This is a genomic window from Actinopolymorpha sp. NPDC004070 (assembly GCF_040610475.1).
Classification (GTDB): Bacteria; Actinomycetota; Actinomycetes; order Propionibacteriales; family Actinopolymorphaceae; genus Actinopolymorpha.
On sequence record NZ_JBEXMJ010000009.1, the window covers coordinates 227,303 to 244,592 of the forward strand.

Consider the following 17,290-nt stretch of genomic DNA (forward strand, 5'->3'; position numbering starts at 1 on the left):
AGGTGCCTGGCGGCGCACCACCGCTGGTTCCGACCTCGTCAGGAGCTCATGCTCATGCGGGCTGGGCCTGGGTGAACGAGACGGCCCGGCCGCGAAGAGTCGGAGCCGAACCACGGGGACTCCGCGGTGCTTTCAGCCACACGTCGACCTGGTCGTCGGCCCACCAGCGCTTCCGGGCGGGCTTGGCCTTCTCGTGCGGCACGGACCGCGGCGTGCCGTTGGCCTTCTTGATCTGGTACTGGGCGATCGCGAGCGGATCTTCCAGGTCCTCGCCATCGAGGGGTACATCGGGGCAACGAGGGCTACGCCCGGGTACCGCAGGAACTCTGGCCTGACCCGAGCGGGCGTATCGGTCTGGCCCCATGCATGCACCGGCGCTTGGAGATCAACCAGGTGGCAGTTGCTCATGACAAGTCGCGTGGCTGGCGTCGCTTGCCTGAGTTCGTCCGGCGGGGACGAAGCCGACCCGACATCGCCGGTCGAAGAAGCCTTCTACTAGCCACGTACCTGGTAACCGTGGTTACATTCCCTACATGACTGATCGGGATTCGGGTTCGGGTGAGTGGGTCATGCTCACCTACCGGCTGCCTCGGGAGCCGTCGGCGCCGCGGTTGGCGTTGTGGCGGAAGCTGAAGCGGCTGGGGGTGGCACAGCTGGCGGACGGGCTGGTGGCTTTGCCGGCCGACGCCCGCACGCGGGAGCAGTTGGAGTGGGCGGCGGAGGAGGTCGAGGAGGCCGGCGGTGCGGCGGGGGTATGGCTGGCCCGGCCTTCCACGAGCGCTCTGGAGCGGGACGTGGCCGCACGCATGAACGAGGCCCGCGCCCAGGAGTTCGCCGAGATCGCCGACCAGGCTCGCGGGGCACTGGACGCCCCATCGGGAGACCGTGTGGCGGCGTTGCGGCGGCTGAGGGCGCAGATGCGGCGGATGGAACGCCGTGACTACTTCCGGCCGCCGGAGCGCGAGCAGGCTCGTCAGGCGCTGCGGGAGCTCGCACAACACGAGGTCGCTCAGCACGACCAGACGCAGGTGGCCACGTGGCCCGGCCACGGGGTGCGGGCATGAGGTGGGCAACCCGTGCCGGTGTGCACATCGACCGGAGCGCGTGTGCGTGGCTGATCCAACGCCATGTGGACACCGCTGCGGAGTTCGTGTTCGTCACCGACCCCGACCAGGTGCCCGAGGACGCGACCCCGTTCGACATGCGTGGGGTGGACCTGGGCCATCACGGCAGCGACTGCACGTTCGAAACGATCCTGCGCCGCTATCACCTCGCCGACCCGGTGCTGTGGCGCATCGCCGGGATCGTGCACGAGGCAGACCTCGAGGACGACCACTACGACGCCCCCGAGGCGCCCGGCTTCGACGTCATCCTTCGCGCCCTGTCACTCGCCAATGACGACGCCACCGTCCTGGCCATGACCGCACCCATTTTCGACGCCGTATATGAGTATCTGCGCCGGGAAGTCCTCACGCCCGGAAGAACCCCCGGAAGGACCCCGGATGAGCCTGATCAGCCGTGACCAGGACCTGGTGCCCCTGCGGGAGGCCACCAAGGCGTGGTTCAAGATCTCCCTGCAAACCTTCGGCGGACCCGCCGGACAGATCGCGGTGATGCAGCGAAGCCTGGTCGACGAGCACCGCTGGATCGGTGAACGACGGTTCCTGCACGCACTGTCGTACTGCATGCTGCTGCCCGGCCCGGAGGCCCAGCAACTCGCCGTCTACGTCGGCTGGCTGCTCAACGGGACCGCCGGCGGGCTGATCGCCGGAGTCCTGTTCGTGCTCCCCGGCCTGCTGGCGCTACTGGGGCTGTCCGCGCTCTACGTCGGGCTGGGCGACACAGCGCTCATCACAGCGCTGTTCGCCGGGCTAGCCCCAGCGGTGCTGGCGATCGTGACCCAGGCCGTGATCAAAGTCGCCGGGCGGGCGCTGCACCATCGAGTCCTGATCGGCCTGGCGGTCGCCGCGTTCATCGCACTCGCCGCGTTCGCGGTGCCCTTCCCGATCGTGGTGCTCGCCGCAGGCATCCTCGGCTGGGTGATCGGCCGTGTGCGCCCGCAGATCATGGCCAAGCCTGCACAAGCGAAGCAGGATGACCGGCCGGAGCCGCTGATCTCCGACGACGCCCTGCACCACGCCGCACCCACCTTGCGCCGCGCGGGCATCATCCTCGCTATCGGCATCCCCCTGTGGCTGGGCCCGGTCGCCCTCGCCTTCGCACTGACCGGCGCCGACTCGGTGTCCACCCAGCAAGGACTGTTCTTCTCCGGCACCGCCCTGGTCACCTTCGGCGGCGCCTACGCCGTACTTTCCTACGTCGCACAGAAGGCAGTCGAGACCTACCACTGGCTGGCACCGGGGGAGATGGTGCGTGGTCTTGCCCTGGCCGAGACCACACCCGGCCCACTGATCATGGTGGTGCAGTTCGTCGCGTTCCTCGGCGCCTTCCGCGACCCCGGCACCCTCAACCCTTGGGCCGCCGCCGTCGTCGCATCGTTGCTGACCACGTGGGTCACCTTTGTGCCGTGTTTCTTGTTCATCTTCGTCGGCGCGCCCTACGTCGAACGCCTGCGCGGCAACAGGTCCCTGTCCGCCGCACTCACCGGCATCACCGCCGCCGTCGTCGGCGTCATCGCCAACCTGGCCATCTACTTCGCCACCGCGACCCTGTTCGCCAGCTCACACCCCTACGACTGGGGACCGCTGCACCTGAACCTGCCTGTCGTCACAACCCTGAAGCCCGTCGCACTGGTCATCGGCGCCATCGCGATGGTCCTCACCTTCAAGCTCAGATGGCCGGTGTTACGCACCCTTGGCGTCTGCGCGCTGCTCGGACTCGCCGCCGGATTCGTCCTCTGAGTCACATCGGTTTCCAGCGGTCCGCTGCCCGTGTCGTTTGATGTCAGACACGAACGGCACGGTCAGTGGTGCGGCGCCCGGCACATCGCCCGCGCACCTACCCGAGCTGGGGCTACATGGTGGAGAAGGGCGCCACCACCACCTGGGAGACCGGTGGCGGGATCGGTGTCCTGCATGGCTTCCGCTCGCTGTTCCTCCAGAACGAGCATGGTCAGATCCGGAGGCGCACTCGATCGCCGCGGGCCTGGACTATCCAGGGGTGGGGCCGGAGCTGACCGGGGAACTTCACGTCGCACAGCCGGTGGCTGGAAGGATCAGCGACGGACCTCCGCCGCCTGGAGGGTCGGTTGGACGGCAGAGGTCCGCTCGGCTGTGGGGTTCAGGACGTCCAGTGGTTCGACAGTGCGGACCGGTTTCCGGCGGCGTCGACGGCGCGGATGAAGCCGCTCTCGTTGTAGACGCTTTGACCCATGGGCACGTCGTAGGAGCTCAGGCCGTTGTCGTAGACGATGTCGTATTGCAGGTCCGTCTGCGGGGTGACGTCGTCGGTGGACTTGTCCCAGTAGAGGTTGAACGAGATGATGTTGGGGTCGTACACGACGTGGGCGTTCGTCGGCGTGCTCGGCGGCGTCGTGTCCGCGGTTCGCGGAAGCGTGATCCGTATTGGCTGGCTCGGTGCCGAGGTCTGCGGGTTGGGGTCGATGGTGGGGATCTCCTTGTAGACCACTGTCAGCTCGTGGGTCATGCCGGACTTGAGTCGCTTCATGGTGACCCCGGTCCTGGCGCCGAAGCACTCGCCGGTGCCGTTGTCGGAAACGATGATGGCGTAGGAGTGCTGCTCGTAGTTGGGCGGCTCGTCCCAGGCCAGGGTGATGGTGTTGCCGGACTGGCTGGCGAGGCGGACCGTTAGCGGCGGCAGCGTCACGTCGCCGGCAGTGTTCACCGAGCTCGCCGTGCTGGCATGCGGCGCCCGCGCGGTACCGAGTATCCCGATTCCACCGACGAGGGCGGCACCGGTCGTGGCGAGGAATCCTCTGCGGTCGTACGTGGAACGCATGACTCTCCCATCGTGGATGAAATATGACTATTCATCCACGGCCCGTCCGCGGATCGGGTTCACCGAATGGCCGAAAGCTGGCAGGCACGTCGATCCTCACCGGAGAAGGGATTACGACGACGCGCGCGCGGTGTGTGGGTCCGGGGCACCTTCTGTTTCCGAAAGTTCAACGCCAGTTGGTTGATCCTGCGCGACCAGCTCCCACGCGGTGGCACGGGCAGGCGGCGCTGGTCAGGGCCCGTTCGGCCCGGCGGCGCCGTTCGCAGCCCGGGGTAGAAGGATTGCGGACGTTCGAGGTTGTCAGTGCTGCCTTGGGACCGATCGAACGAGTGCGGCTAGCGTGGACACATGAGTGCACCGAGTGTGCGATTGTCCCTGTGCGGTGACGTGATGCTCGGTCGTGGCGTTGATCAAATCCTTCCGCACCCTGGCGACGCGGCGCTGCGGGAGGCCTTCGTGCGAGATGCCCTGGCATACGTCGAATTGGCAGAAGCGGTGAACGGTCGGATTGCTCGCCCAGTTGACTTCTGCTGGCCGTGGGGAGACGTGCTGCACCTGCTTGACGGGTTCGAGCCGAGCGTGCGAGTCGTGAACGTAGAGACGAGCATCACGCGAAGCGCGGCTTTCGCTCCGCGCAAGGCGGTGCATTATCGGGTCAACCCGCTGAACGTTCCTTGCTTGAGCGCAGCCAGACCCGACGTCTGCACTTTGGCGAACAACCACGTGCTGGACTTCGGATACCCAGGGCTTGAGGAAACTCTTCGGACGCTGGCCGGCGCGGGGCTGCGGGCGGTGGGGGCGGGCAAGAATGCGCACGAGGCCCGCCAACCCGCGATCGTTCCGCTCAGTGGCGGGGGGCGAGCAGTGATCCTCTCGGTTGGTATGGCGTCCAGCGGCATTCCGGAGGCTTGGGTTGCATCTGAACAGCAGCCCGGCGTCGATTTTCTGGCCGAGCCGTCGCAGATGGCCGCGGCCGACGTTACCGACCGGGTTCACGTGGTGAAGCGCGCCGGCGACATCGCGGTCGTCTCGATTCACTGGGGATCCAACTGGGGCTACGACATAGCTGACGATCAGGTCAGCTTCGCGCATGCACTGATCGACGGAGGTGTCGACGTGGTGCACGGGCATTCCTCGCACCATCCCCGTCCCGTCGAAGTGTATGAGGGAAAACTGATCCTCTACGGTTGCGGGGACTTCGTCGACGACTACGAAGGCATCACCGGTTACGAGGAGTTCCGCGATGACCTGCGGCTGCTGTTCCTCGTTTCCTTGGACCCAAGGACCGGGGAGTTGGCCGACATGAGGATGGCGCCGCTGCAGGCCCGGCAGATGCGCCTCTGGCACGCGTCGGGGGAAGATTCCCGGTGGCTACGGTCCACGCTGGACCGGGTCAGTCGCCGCTTTGGTTCACGAATCGACCTCGAGCCGGACGGCATGCTCATTCTGCGGCGAAGGAGACCCCCGACAAGCAACTGTCGTACCACACCTCCCGCAACGACGATCCCAACTGCGAGTGCGAAGTACTGCCCAGCAGAACGCCTCCGGCCCAGGGCCCGACACGCATGCCGAGTCTCGCAGCGCCGCTAGCCCGTCTGGCGGATGCGGGAAGACGAAGTTCCGCAGGTCAGAGCGGGTACGAGTGGATGTGCAAGGTCGGGCGGTGTCCGGATCGGCTCGGGAATCGCGCGGAGTCGGAATCCGCTCGCGGATCACGCGCCGTTCCCCGCTGATCCTGTCAGTTGCCTCCCCGATGCCCGGCGGGACGAGTCGCCGGCCAAGACTGCTACGTCAGTGCCGTGGTCACCTCGAGCGCCAGGATGGTGACCACCTTCGAGGACAGTCCCTGACCCTCGAAGGGACCAGAGCCAACCGCCGCGCCGTACACCGCCATCAGCACACTTGGGGCGGACACCGAGCGCGACCAGCGCGATCAGGTCACGCTGCCTGCCCCAGACGAGCAGATTCAGCAGGTTTCCGGCATAGCCGAAAATACAGAAGCTGATTCCCAATCCCGCCAGGAGTAGTGTCTGTACGCTTCTTCGGAAAGGGAACCGTTCTCGGTATTGCGGGAGCATCAAACCGCCATACGGTGAACCGCGCCCTAAGCTTCGTAAGGACCCGCGAAACCTGCGTCTGTCCGCACGGCGAAGTTCGGGCAGAGTCCGTCCTGTGCCGAGAAATCCCCTACTTTCAGCAGTCGCGCCACTCCGATTAACGAGACTTCAGGTTGTACGGCGAAATCAACAGCACAGCCTAGGATTCCCGAGTGCTTGATTCCCATGGTTCACCGCCATTTGGATTTTCGATTGTCTGTCCATCGCCGGGGCAGTTTCCAGGCGTCAGCGGATGCTGAGAGAAAAACCCCACTCACAAAGGAGTGACGCAAGGCATGTCGAAAAAGCATCTCGGTAGGCTCGCCGCCGGCGCAGCGTTCGCGAGCGCGACACTGCTGGTAGCTGCTCCAGGAATCGCGTCCGCGAGCGTTGCGCCCACTGGCAACGTGGCGACCTGGGGCGGCCAGTGCATCAAGGGCGACCATGGCAAGAAGGACCAGTGGTTCATGGGCGAGCACGGTAAGAAGGACCAGTGGTCCAAGGGTGAGCACGGCAAGAAGGACGAGTGGTCCAAGGGTGAGCACGGCAAGAAGGACGAGTGGTCCAAGGGTGAGCACGGCAAGAAGGACCAGTGGTCCAAGGGTGAGCACGGCAAGAAGGACGAGTGGTCCAAGGGCGAGCACGGCAAGAAGGACCAGTGGATCAGAGGTGACCACTGCGCGACGCCGCGCGGTTGGGTCGACGGTGGTGACGGGGGTTCGTCGGGCGCCAACCCAGGACTCGCGGCCGGCGGCGCGGGTGCGCTGGCGGCGGCTGCCTTCGGCGGCATGTTCCTCGTGAGGCGACGTCGTACCGGCACGCTCGCCTGACACAGTGACGACTGAGATCGGCGGCCGCCGCGGACGACCGCGGCGGCCGCCGATCGACATTGCGGTCAGCCGGACCCTGAGCGGGGCGAGCTGCCTGGTCCCGCACCAACGCATGCCAGTCTCGAATCCGCCGGTGCCATCAACACCGACTGGATCCCCGCTATTGACGACCCCGCCTGGGCTCCGCATTTGGCTGACCTCGCCCATCCCGCAGACACCGCCACGCTCACATCGCCCGACGAGGCGGTCGAGGAGGCACCGCAGTGAGGTCGGGGACTGTCCATTTACGTCCGCCCGCCCCCGTCGACGGCAGGTCGGACCTCCCGAGGCATCCTGGGGCCACGACCAGAACAGCCATCTGGAGGGGACTGCCGCGGTGGGTGGGACGGCGCGGGCGACGACACGGCACCGACGGCGCCGACCAACCTGCACGTGGTGAGCAACACCGCTGACGGAATCGAACTGGCCTGGGACCCGTCCAAGGATCGGTCCGACGTGAACTATCTCGTTGACACTCGTGCCTCGGATCGATCCGAGGCACGAGTGTGCGCGGCGGGCAACTCACGTCCGCGCCGGTCTTCCACATGGCGGGGCTTCGACGTATTCGACACCCTTGCCACTGGCGAGGAGGTGGCGGCCCACAAGCCAGATCCGGAGGTCTACCTGCTCGCGCTCGACCGGTTCGGTGTGGACGGCGACTCGGCGATCGCCGTGGAGGACAAACTCGCGGCCGAGGTATCTCAGCCGATGAGGCTGATCCGACGAAGACGGCGACGATCTCGAGGATCACGGCTCCGAGAGTGAGCGCCCAGAATGCGCCGCCGAACGTCTTGCCGAAGCCGAGGGTGGAGCCGAGAAGGGACTGGCTCAGCGCTGAGGTCTGGCCGAAGCGTTGCACGGCGACCGACCACCAGGAGTAGCGGGCAGCCTCCGGAACGTGAGTGACGGCGAAGTCGTCAACACCGACGTGTCCACCAGAACAGCACTGATTGCGGCTTCCCTGCCCACAAGTCCCCAGTAGGCCGGCCAGCTAGCGGCGAGGACTCTCACCGACGCATCTCCGAGCGGATCGGCTGCCGTCAGTGGCCCCCTCCCGTATCCGAGGTAACAGGTTGACTGTGCATGGGGTGTGTGTGAACATGTCGCCCACTGCGTGTCAACTCGTGTTGAGGAGCAAGATGGAGCAAATCATCCTCGATGTGGACCTCGCGATGGGTGCTCCGGGGAGTGACATCGACGACGGCTTTGCGCTGGCGCTGGCGCTTGCGGATCCGTCGATCGACGTTCGCCTCGTGACGACGGTCAACGGCAATACGGACGTGGCGACCGCCACCGCCCTCACGCTGGAGCTGCTCCATCGGCTTGGCAGGAGCGACATCCCGGTTCACCGCGGAGCCCAGCGGCCGTTGATCCGGCCGCAGGCGCGGCAGGGGAGTGTGCCCGACGGTATCCCGGTGCGGGAGCCGCAGCCCACGCCTGCCGCCCAGGCCATGGTCGAACTCGTCCGTGCCAACCCCGGCCAGGTCACGGTCGTCGCCGTGGGTCCGCTCACCAACGTTGCGCTGGCGATGCGGCTGGACTCGTCCTTCGCGGCCAACCTCAAGCAGCTGGTGATCATGGGCGGCGTCTTCGACAACCACACTCACCGCGCGACGATGCCGGGCGAGTTCAACATCTGGAACGACCCAGAGGCCGCGCACATCGTGCTGACCTCGGAAGTCACCGCGAAGTGGGTGGGGCTGGACGTCACCCTCAAAGTTCGCGTCAGCATGGAGCAGGCCAAGGAGATGGAGGCCAGTGACCGGCCGTTCGTGTCTTTCGCCGGCAAGTACACCGCGGCCTGGATCGACCACATCAACACACGCGGGCGTGGTGAGGACGACTCCTGCGCGATGCACGACCCGCTCGCCGTCGCAGCGGTCACCCACCCGGAGTTCCTGACCTGGGCACCCGCGTACGTGCAGGTAGAGACGGGTGACCGCATGCGCGGCGCGATGGTCACCGACTACCTGGAAAGTGACTGGGCCCCGGACGAGCGTCACGCGCCACTGTCCGCGAACGCCCTGGTGGCGAGGGCTGTGGACGCCCAGGCCTTCAACGAGTTCTTCCTCACCCGAATCAAGGAGCTGTAATGAAGGGCACAGCGTTCCGGCTGACTGTCGTCGGAGCGGTGGCCGCTCTGGCGATCACCGCGTGTGGCGGCGGCGGTGGAGACACCAAGGCCAGCCCGACGTCGGGGGAGTGGACGCTCCCCGGCAAGGACCCCAAGGCGACCCTGAACGTCGTGGGCATCCTCGACCCGAAGGCCGACGGCATGAACAAGGTGGTCGCCGCATTCGAGAAGGACCACCCCAACATCAAGGTCACGTATCAGTACGTGCCCTTCGACAACCTGAACAGCGTCCTGGACTCGAGGATCACGTCGAAGACCGGCAACCCTGACGTCTTCTGGGTGGACCAGCCCAGAGTTCCGGCACTGGCCACACGCGGCTACCTCGAGGATTTGACGAAGCAGTTCAAGGGGCGGACGGGCAACCTCCAACCAGCAACCGTGAAGAACAGTTCGTTCAACGGGAAGCTGTGGTCGCTTCCGATCGCCAACTCGACCCAGGTCCTCTTCTACAACAAGGACCTGCTGACAAAAGCAGGTGTCAAGGCACCGTCGGTCGAACCCACGCAGCGGATCACCTGGCAACAGTTGAAGACCGACGCGCAGTCCGTCCAGAAGAAGGGCGGCGCACAGAACGGCCTACTCTTCGGCCAGCCCAACCGCTACTACCAGTTGGAGCCGCTGCCTGTGTCGGCCGGCGGCGGTATCGGCGCCAAGGGCAAGGGCAACCTGACGCCGGCAGTAACCAACGCCGGCTGGGTCAAGGCGATGACCTACTACCGGACGTTGTTCGCCGACAAGGTGACACCGCGCGGGATCGCTCCCGAGCAGATCGACTCCACGTTCCTCGCCGGCAAGTCCGCCTACCTGGTCGAGGGCAACTGGATGGTCGGCAAGCTCGCCGACTCAAAGCTGAACTGGGGAGCTGCGCTCAACCCGGTGTGGGAGGGCGGCAAGCCGGCCACGCCCAACGGCTCATGGTCAGTGGGGATGAACCCGTTCTCCAAGCACAAGGACGCCGCCGCGATCTTCATGAAGTGGCTGGCAGTCGACGGTGAGAGCGGATATGCAAAGTACCGCGCGTACGCCGAGCTCCCCGCCAACAAGGCTGGCCTGAAGTCTTACCTTGCGAGCGAGGGGTTCACCGGCACTGCGGGCGGGAAGCAGGCCGCCCAGGTGGTCGACTACGAGACGAAGCACACCTCTGTGGGACGGGTGTCGACGGTCGGCTACATCGAGTTCGAGGACATCATCGGCCGAGCCTTCTCCGACATCGCCAACGGCGCCGATCCGAAGAGCGCGCTGGAATCGGCACAGACACAGCTCACGAAGGCCTGGCAGCAATACAAGTAGCACCTGTGGAAGGGATGGGTCGCTGTGCAGATGTCCCGTACGGCCCGAACGTCGCCACGACGAAAGGATGCCGTCACCGCACTGGCGTTCCTGGCGCCGGCACTGGTGGCGATCGGTCTCCTGCGAATCGTCCCGTTCGTCGGCGCCGCGTGGTCGACGCTGTACGAACGGGTCGGCGTGGGGCTGCTCGCGGAGCAGAAGTTCGCCGGCCTGCACAACTACGCCACGCTGTTCAGCGACCCGCTCTTCCGCGGCACTCTGGTCCGGACGGTCGTCTTCAACCTGGTGATCAACCCGGTCCAGATCGCGCTGGCGATGTGCGTCGCACTGCTGATGACGCGCGCGGTTCCGCTGCGAGGCCTTTGGCGGACCGCGGTGTTCATCCCGTGCACCATCCCGTTGGTGGGGTCCTCGATCGCGTGGGGTGTCGCGCTGCGCGGTGATGGTCCCGTCAACGGGATCTTGCGCGCGATCGGTGTCGGTTCACAACCGTTCTTCACCTCGCCGCAACAGGCGCTCGCCAGCATCATGCTGGTCGCCTCCTGGGTCGGGATCGGCTACTGGATGCTCTTCCTCATTGGTGGGCTGAACGACGTGAGCGCTGAACTCTACGAGGCAGCAAGCATGGACGGGGCGAACGCCTGGCGGACCTTCTGGTCGATCACCCTTCCGTCGATGCGACGGCCGTTGTTGTTCGTCCTGGTCGCCGACACGGTCGCCAATTTCGTTCTCTTCGTCCCTGTCCAGCTGCTCACCAACGGTGGCCCGCAGGAGTCCACGACGCTGCTCATGTTCGACGCGTACCGCCGCACCTATACATACTCGCAACCGAACCTGGGGGCGACCTCCACGTTGGTACTCACCGTGATCATGCTGGCGATCGTGGCAGTGCAGTTCCGCCTGCTCAGGGACGAGGACGCACAATGACGGCGACCACAGTCGAACGCCGCTCGGCTGGCACCGAACCTGCACGTGAGCGGCCGCAGGCTCGGCCTCAACGGCTACTGCTGACCGCACTCCTCACGGTGCTCGCCGCGCTGACCGCACTGGCGTTCATCTTGCCCGCCCTGTGGATGCTGCTCGGCTCGCTGCGCCCCGGCAACCAGGTGATCGAAAGCGTCAGCCCACTCGGCTGGCACACACTCATCCCCACGAGCTGGACACTCGACAACTACGTGGCGCTGTTCGGCGAGCTGCGCTTCGGCCGGAGTATGGCCAACTCCCTGTTCGTCGCGTTCGCCTCGGTGCTATTGGGCCTGGTCATCTCGGTGCCGGCGGCGTACGCGCTGAGCGTGCTCCGGTTCCGAGGACGGGAAGTCGTCTTCGCGTTCCTCGTCGTGGGCTTCATGATTCCCTTCGAGGCCATCGCAATCCCGCTGGCGCAGCTGTTCACCAACTGGAACCTCGACAACAGCTATCTCGGTCTGATCCTGCCGGGCATCGGGAACGGTCTGGCCATCTTCAACCTGCGCCAGTCGTTTCGTGGGGTGCCGCCCTCGCTCCGTGAGGCGGCATTCATCGACGGCGCCTCCGACCTGCGCATCATGCTCCGGATCTATGTGCCACTGAACGTCACGACCTTGATCAACTCAGCGCTACTGATCTTCCTCGCACAGTGGTCGTCCTACCTGTGGCCCCTACTCCTGATCTCCAACGAGGACACCCAGGTCGCCTCGATTGCCATCGCCAGGACCTACACCGACACCCAGGTGAACTTCGGCCAGATGTTCGGCGGCGCACTGCTGATCAGCGTGGTCCCGGCGGTGTTGCTTCTCTTCCTGCAGCGCTTCTTCGCACGCTCGATCGCCACCTCGGGGGAGAAGTAGGTTGGGCGCCATCGCGGTGGTCGGATCTGTCAACCAGGACCTGCACCTGAGAGTGGAGTCCCTGCCGAGTCCCGGCGAGACGGTTCTCGCCGAGACGGTGGTCACCGGTACGGGCGGGAAGGGTGCCAACCAGGCGGTTGCCGTCGTAGCGTCCGGCGGTGCCGGCTACCTGGTCGGTGCCGTCGGTGACGACGCCGCCGGTGCCGCCGCACTGGAGGCTCTGCGTACCCACGCTGTGCATCTCGATGCGGTCCACCGCCTATCGGATACACCCACAGGCACCGCCGTGGTGACGGTGGACGCCTGCGGCCAGAACAACATAGTCGTCGCGGCGGGCGCGAACGCGTTGCTCACGCCGGAGCAGGTCACGTGCGCGCTGAACAACCTTCCCGACGTCACCACCGTGCTGGCTCAATGTGAGGTGAGCCCGGAGGCCGTCGCGGCGGCAGCCGCTCACGCCAGTTCCGCCGGCGCGCGGTTCGTTCTGAACCTCGCGCCGTACCGCACGATCGGCGCGTCGATCCTGAAACAGTGTGACCCCCTGGTAGTCAACGAGGTCGAGGCAACCGCACTCGGACGGGATCTGGGCCTTGCGGTCGACAATATGGAGGCGTTGTCACTTGAGCTTGCGAAGCGGTGCCCATCAGTCGTGATCACCCTCGGTCCGGGCGGTGCGCTGCTGGCTCAGGGCGCTACCAGAGTGTTGATCTCCGCACCTGCCGTCCACGTGGTGGACACGACCGGTGCAGGCGATGCGTTCGTGGGTGCGCTGGCGGCACAGTTGGCCGAATCAGGCGACCTCGAACACGCCTGTCGCGCCGGTGTTGCCGCCGGCTCCCGGGCGGTGCAGCATCATGGTGCACTGCCATGACCGACGGCAGTTGGACGCTCGGTACGAAGGAGACGGTGTGAGATGCCCGTCACCCGCGCGGATGTAGCCAGGCGGGCGGGGGTTTCTCCCGCTCTGGTGAGTTATGTACTCAACTCGGGGCCACGGCCGGTGTCCGCCGAGAATCGCCGGCGGGTGCTTCAGGCCATCGAGGAACTGGGCTACCGCCCCAACCGCATCGCACGAGCCCTGCGGGAGAACCGCACCCATTCGATCGCGATGCTCGTGCCCGATTACGTCAACCCGCACTTTGCTGAGCTTGCCCAGGCCGTCGAGGACGAAGCGTTCGCCAACGACTACGTTCTGTTGATCGGGACGGCCAACAACGAGGTCATGCGCGAACGAAGCTATCTCCGGTCGTTCGTGGACCGCCAGGTAGACGGGCTACTGCTGATCTCAGCGGCCTCATCGCCAGACATCGCACAGATCTCGGAGGCGAGGATCCCGGTAGTCCTCCTGGACCGGGCGCCGAAGGATTCAGGCTTCTCCACCGTTGTGATCGACAACAAACGCGCCTCCCGTGAAGCGGTCGAACACTTGCTGGGGCACGGCCGCCGCGCTCCCGCGTACATCGGTGGCCCCCGGGAGCTGACAGCAGTGGCCGAGCGGGACGCCGGTTGGCGGGAGGCGCTCGAAGCTGCGGAAGATACCGGCCTTCCGCCGCAGGTCCACACCGCCTTCTCGCCCAGGGGCGGCTATGAGGCAATGAAGACGCTCCTGCTCTCGCCAGAGGTCATCGACTCTGTGTTCGTTGCGAGCGATGCACAAGCAATCGGCGCCCTGCGGGCCTGTTCTGAACTGGGCTGTCGAGTACCAGACGACATCGCACTTGTGGCGTTCGACGGAACGCAGGCCGGCGTCTACACCAACCCCAGCCTGACCAGCGTCGTGCAAGGGATCGAGGACATCGCACGAGTAGCCATCGCTGAACTCCTGCAGCGGATCGGGCAACACGACAGCCCCGCTCGCCACCGGGTTGTGGAAGCGCGCCTCCGCATCGGTGGCACCTGCGGCTGCTGACGGGTTGCTGGGGCGGATGCCGAAGCTATCGGCAAGCTCTGCGCACCGCGGGTATCTGCAGGCACGCGGAGTGGGACGTCGAAGGCGGCTGGGGCGCATGTCCCGGACGACTTGTCCGTCGTGGCGATCCACGACATCTGGTTCGCCGCACGGATCTTCCCGCCGCCGACCGTCGTCCGGCTGCTGCTGGAGCAGATGGGGGAGCGCGTGCACGTTTTCCATGACGACGGTGAGCGATCGTCGTGTGAGCCTGGCGCGACGTGCCGCAGCAGTTCGACCAGGCGGAGGATTGAGTCGCTCGGTCCCAGCTGCCTGGCTCCGCCTGCGCCGAGTCTTGAGGCGAAAGGCCGGCGAGCAGTGACGTGGGGCGTGGCTCCGCGATCTTCGACCCTTGACCGCTCCACTCGGGCCTTCAGTCCGGCCGGTTGCGAGGCGGATGGAGCGAAGGTCAGGGTGATCCGTCGATGATGTGGTAGACCTCTTCGATCACGGGCTCCGTTCGTGCCACCTCGGTGAGCCCGAGATCGACCGCGATAAGAGCGAGTTGGTCGAAGTAGGCCCGGAGTGCTTCTTCGCCTTCCCAGACGGAGATGGTGCGGAGTTCGTCGTCCTCGCGGTAGCAGACGTGGTAGAGGCGCTCAGCCGGTGCGCCGAGCCCTGCTTCGTCGAGGGAGTTGGCGATCTCGTCGCACTGTCCGGCGGTCATCCCCGGTGGATCGAACTTGACCAAGAACCGTCTGGGTCCTTTAGCGGCTGTTCGTTTGGAGTGGATGATGGTGTGTACGTCGTGGACGTCGGGTTCCTGCAGCACGATCCCCACGTCCTTGAGGGCTGGGACGAGTGCTTCGGCGAATTCCTGGAATTGACCCGGGCCCATTGTGGGTGGTGAGTCCCAGACGTCGACAATCTTCATCCGGTCCTTGGGCCCGTAGGCGACGTGGTAAAGGCGTCCCGGGGGAGAGCCCGCGCCGGCCTCCTCCAGTATCAGGAGGAGGTGGTCGTAGCTGTCGACACTGTGGGTGGACAGTTCGAACTTGAACAAGAGTGCCATCCTGCAACTGCCCTCCCAAAGACCCCCGGGCGCTGAACTGGTCGTTTTGGGAGGTTCTGCCGACCAGCGGTACGCGAGACACGTCTTCTTCAATAGTCGCACCGTGACGCCGTCGAGGGGACAACGAGCCGGGCTTGCAGACAGTCCGTCTCATTCGTCCGTGTTCGCAGCCGCCGTTCACGCAGGAACGACCGGCCTCAGCCCGCGCCCGGAGGATGGGCGCACAGTCATGAACGGCTTGGGAACTGGGCCGTCCCCGAGTGCCGTCATCTGGCTGCGGGACGTGATCCGTTCCAACCCAGCGACGTTCCGGAAGGTCGGGCCGGGCGAGGCCGCGTCCAACCGGCTGTCGGCGGTGTTCGAGCGACCGACCGGGCCTGGGACGTCGCGATCGAGGTCTGGTGTCGTGGCTCGCGCACTCGATCGTGTCCGCCGTGAGCGGCTTCGGCGGCCGCTGTCAGGTCTGGGCTGGGGGTCGAGGACGAGCAGGCCGCCCTGGCGTACCAATGCATGGTTGTCGTCGAGCAGGGTGCGGGTCGGCGCGACGTCGGCAGTCTTCATTCGGGCCTGCGACGGCACAGCATCAGAAGTTTGAGGGGTCTGGTAGTCGAGGGGGGAGTGCAGCCGTCGCCGGTTGTAGAACGCTTCGATGTGGTCGGCGACGGCGAAGCGGGCACGGGAGCGCGGGTGGGGAACGTCTGCCGGTAGTACATCTCGTTCGTCAGGGCTGCGAAGAACGATTCCGCGGCTGCGTTGTCCCAGCATTATCCGGCTAATAGGTGCGACACCGACGTCGCGGCATCGCAGGACCAAAGGCCCATATTTAGGCCACCGGTCGTTATCCGTAGCCCGGCGGCCGTGGCACCGGTTTTCGGTGCAGGAGAGCGCGACCGTAACCAGGTGGCCTCATGTCCGTCGTCGACAGCGTGCGTACTGCGGCATGACCAGGACGACCGGGGAGATCGGAGCGAACACCAGCACCTGGGCGCGGATTCTCGGAGCGGTCGAGGTGGACCGTACATTCGGCCCCACCGCCGACTGCCATGATCCCCTCCTGGCTTCGTGACTGCAGGGCAACCGTGGTGATTGTTGAGGTGTCTCGGCGTCGGGGCTGCACCAGTCAGGTGCTCGGGAGACCATCGGTGGGTTTGGAGAGGCACCAACTGACCGGACGGCTGTACTGCGTTGTGGGTTCAGCCGACGACGAACCGCGATGAGTCGTATGTAAGAACGTATGCGCGCTCAAGCGTTCTTCTCCAGAAGGGACATTCATGCGAGCCATCACTATCCGAGACCGCGAAGCCGGTCCCGCCGGGCTGTCCCTGACGGAGATGCCTTACCCCCACGCAGCCGAGAATGACGTCATCGTGCGGGTGCACGCCGCGGGTTTCACCCCCGGAGAGCTGGACTGGCCGGCCACGTGGACCGATCGTGCGGGCCGGGATCGGACGCCAAGCGTGCCCGGACACGAGTTGTCGGGTGTCGTCGAGGAACTGGGGTTCGGCACGACCGGTCTGAGTGTCGGCCAGCGGGTGTTCGGCATGGCCGATTGGGCCCGCAACGGTTCGCTCGCCGAATACTCCGCTGTCGAAGCCCGCAACCTCGCGCCGCTGCCGGCGGACGTCGACCATACTCGCGCTGCCGCGCTGCCGATCTCCGGACTTACCGCCTGGCAGGGCCTGTTCGACCACGGCCGCCTGGCAACGGGCCAGACCGTCATGATCAACGGCGCAGGAGGCGGCGTCGGGTCGATTGCGGTACAGCTCGCCCGCGAGGCGGGCGCCCGGGTCATCGGCACCGGCCGGGCCGCCGACCGCGACCAGGTGCTTGCGCTGGGCGCCGAAACGTTCCTGGACCTGCAGGCGGAGAAGCTGGAGGACGTTGCCGATGTCGACGTTGTGTTCGATGTGATCGGCGGAGACATTCTCGACCGATCCGCCACCGTGGTACGGGCCGGGGGGACGCTTGTCAGCATCACCATGCCGCCCAGGAGTCAGCTCAAGGACGGGCGGGCGGTCTTCTTCGTGGTCGAGCCCGACCGGGTGCGGCTTTCCGAGCTCGTCACGCGGCTGAGGGAGGGTAGGCTCACACCGCTTGTCGGCTCGGTAAGGCCGCTCGAGGAAGCCGCCGCCGCGTTCGCCCCCGGCACGCGTACCCAGGGCAAGACGATCATCCGCGTCACGGAAGACTGAACAGG

Annotated in this window: 19 protein-coding genes and 1 pseudogene; 15 read left to right on the forward strand and 5 right to left on the reverse strand. The window is 66.0% G+C overall.

The window, feature by feature from the left end; all coding sequences use genetic code 11:
• Window positions 1-52 precede the first annotated feature (52 nt).
• Entirely contained in the window at window positions 53-364 is a 312-nt protein-coding gene (locus tag ABZV93_RS18135) for a hypothetical protein (RefSeq protein WP_354937120.1), read from the reverse strand.
• 169 nt (window positions 365-533) lie between these two features.
• Between ABZV93_RS18135 and ABZV93_RS18140 the strand changes: the two genes are divergently transcribed.
• The 4 genes from ABZV93_RS18140 to ABZV93_RS18155 all read left to right on the forward strand — a co-directional run bounded on the left by ABZV93_RS18140 (window position 534) and on the right by ABZV93_RS18155 (window position 3,136).
• Complete coding sequence (locus ABZV93_RS18140; RefSeq protein WP_354937123.1) at window positions 534-1,064, forward strand: Chromate resistance protein ChrB; 531 nt, start codon at window positions 534-536, stop codon at window positions 1,062-1,064.
• Window positions 1,061-1,522 (forward strand): chromate resistance protein ChrB domain-containing protein, encoded by a 462-nt coding sequence (locus ABZV93_RS18145; protein WP_354937126.1) that lies wholly within the window; start codon window positions 1,061-1,063, stop codon window positions 1,520-1,522. Before ABZV93_RS18140 ends, ABZV93_RS18145 begins: the two co-directional genes overlap by 4 nt.
• Complete coding sequence (chrA, locus tag ABZV93_RS18150; protein WP_354937129.1) at window positions 1,503-2,861, forward strand: chromate efflux transporter; 1,359 nt, start codon at window positions 1,503-1,505, stop codon at window positions 2,859-2,861. The genes ABZV93_RS18145 and chrA overlap by 20 nt, the downstream gene beginning before the upstream one ends.
• 68 nt (window positions 2,862-2,929) lie before the next feature.
• Complete coding sequence (locus ABZV93_RS18155) at window positions 2,930-3,136, forward strand: hypothetical protein (protein WP_354937132.1); 207 nt, start codon at window positions 2,930-2,932, stop codon at window positions 3,134-3,136.
• A gap of 104 nt (window positions 3,137-3,240) precedes the next feature.
• Here ABZV93_RS18155 and ABZV93_RS18160 read toward each other — a convergent pair whose 3' ends face one another.
• The gene (locus ABZV93_RS18160; RefSeq protein WP_354937135.1) at window positions 3,241-3,918 is read right to left on the reverse strand and encodes a hypothetical protein; all 678 of its coding nucleotides are present in this window, start codon (window positions 3,916-3,918) and stop codon (window positions 3,241-3,243) included.
• A gap of 348 nt (window positions 3,919-4,266) precedes the next feature.
• On the opposite strand from ABZV93_RS18160, the gene ABZV93_RS18165 reads away from it, so the two are divergent.
• Complete coding sequence (locus ABZV93_RS18165; RefSeq protein WP_354937138.1) at window positions 4,267-5,508, forward strand: CapA family protein; 1,242 nt, start codon at window positions 4,267-4,269, stop codon at window positions 5,506-5,508.
• Between the two features lie 196 nt (window positions 5,509-5,704).
• Here the strand turns inward: ABZV93_RS18165 and ABZV93_RS18170 are convergent, their stop codons facing one another.
• Window positions 5,705-5,833 carry a hypothetical protein gene (locus ABZV93_RS18170; protein WP_354937140.1) on the reverse strand — a complete coding sequence of 43 codons (129 nt, stop codon included), beginning with the start codon at window positions 5,831-5,833 and terminating at the stop codon, window positions 5,705-5,707.
• A 477-nt stretch (window positions 5,834-6,310) separates the two neighbouring features.
• Here ABZV93_RS18170 and ABZV93_RS18175 point away from each other — a divergent pair, with 477 nt between their 5' ends.
• The 8 genes from ABZV93_RS18175 (at window position 6,311) to ABZV93_RS18210 (ending at window position 14,042) form a co-directional block, all read left to right on the forward strand.
• Entirely contained in the window at window positions 6,311-6,844 is a 534-nt protein-coding gene (locus tag ABZV93_RS18175; protein WP_354937143.1) for a hypothetical protein, read from the forward strand.
• Between the two features lie 432 nt (window positions 6,845-7,276).
• Complete coding sequence (locus tag ABZV93_RS18180; protein ID WP_354937146.1) at window positions 7,277-7,648, forward strand: HAD hydrolase-like protein; 372 nt, start codon at window positions 7,277-7,279, stop codon at window positions 7,646-7,648.
• Window positions 7,649-8,022: 374 nt separating this feature from the next.
• On the forward strand, window positions 8,023-8,976 hold the full coding sequence (locus ABZV93_RS18185; RefSeq protein WP_354937149.1) for a nucleoside hydrolase: 954 nt from the start codon (window positions 8,023-8,025) through the stop codon (window positions 8,974-8,976).
• The gene (locus ABZV93_RS18190) at window positions 8,976-10,307 is read left to right on the forward strand and encodes a sugar ABC transporter substrate-binding protein (protein ID WP_354937152.1); all 1,332 of its coding nucleotides are present in this window, start codon (window positions 8,976-8,978) and stop codon (window positions 10,305-10,307) included. The genes ABZV93_RS18185 and ABZV93_RS18190 overlap by 1 nt, the downstream gene beginning before the upstream one ends.
• 30 nt (window positions 10,308-10,337) lie before the next feature.
• Window positions 10,338-11,234, forward strand: coding sequence for a sugar ABC transporter permease (locus ABZV93_RS18195; protein ID WP_354937366.1), 897 nt, complete (start codon window positions 10,338-10,340; stop codon window positions 11,232-11,234).
• A gap of 98 nt (window positions 11,235-11,332) precedes the next feature.
• Window positions 11,333-12,133 carry a carbohydrate ABC transporter permease gene (locus ABZV93_RS18200; protein ID WP_354937155.1) on the forward strand — a complete coding sequence of 267 codons (801 nt, stop codon included), beginning with the start codon at window positions 11,333-11,335 and terminating at the stop codon, window positions 12,131-12,133.
• 1 nt (window position 12,134) lies between these two features.
• A complete protein-coding gene (locus ABZV93_RS18205; protein ID WP_354937158.1) occupies window positions 12,135-13,004 on the forward strand; it encodes a ribokinase in 870 nt (289 codons plus the stop codon).
• Between the two features lie 42 nt (window positions 13,005-13,046).
• A complete protein-coding gene (locus ABZV93_RS18210; protein ID WP_354937161.1) occupies window positions 13,047-14,042 on the forward strand; it encodes a LacI family DNA-binding transcriptional regulator in 996 nt (331 codons plus the stop codon).
• Between the two features lie 448 nt (window positions 14,043-14,490).
• On the opposite strand, the gene ABZV93_RS18215 is transcribed toward ABZV93_RS18210, so the two are convergent.
• On the reverse strand, window positions 14,491-15,084 hold the full coding sequence (locus tag ABZV93_RS18215; RefSeq protein ID WP_354937164.1) for a hypothetical protein: 594 nt from the start codon (window positions 15,082-15,084) through the stop codon (window positions 14,491-14,493).
• 238 nt (window positions 15,085-15,322) lie between these two features.
• Between ABZV93_RS18215 and ABZV93_RS18220 the strand changes: the two genes are divergently transcribed.
• On the forward strand, window positions 15,323-15,688 hold the full coding sequence (locus ABZV93_RS18220) for a hypothetical protein (RefSeq protein WP_354937369.1): 366 nt from the start codon (window positions 15,323-15,325) through the stop codon (window positions 15,686-15,688).
• On the opposite strand, the pseudogene ABZV93_RS18225 reads toward ABZV93_RS18220, so the two are convergent.
• Window positions 15,688-15,863 (reverse strand): annotated as a pseudogene (locus ABZV93_RS18225) (integrase core domain-containing protein); the annotation flags it as partial. The gene ABZV93_RS18220 and the pseudogene ABZV93_RS18225 overlap by 1 nt on opposite strands.
• A 501-nt stretch (window positions 15,864-16,364) precedes the next feature.
• Between ABZV93_RS18225 and ABZV93_RS18230 the strand changes: the two are divergent.
• Window positions 16,365-17,285, forward strand: a complete 921-nt coding sequence (locus ABZV93_RS18230; protein ID WP_354937167.1) for an NADP-dependent oxidoreductase — start codon at window positions 16,365-16,367, stop codon at window positions 17,283-17,285.
• Window positions 17,286-17,290 lie beyond the last annotated feature (5 nt).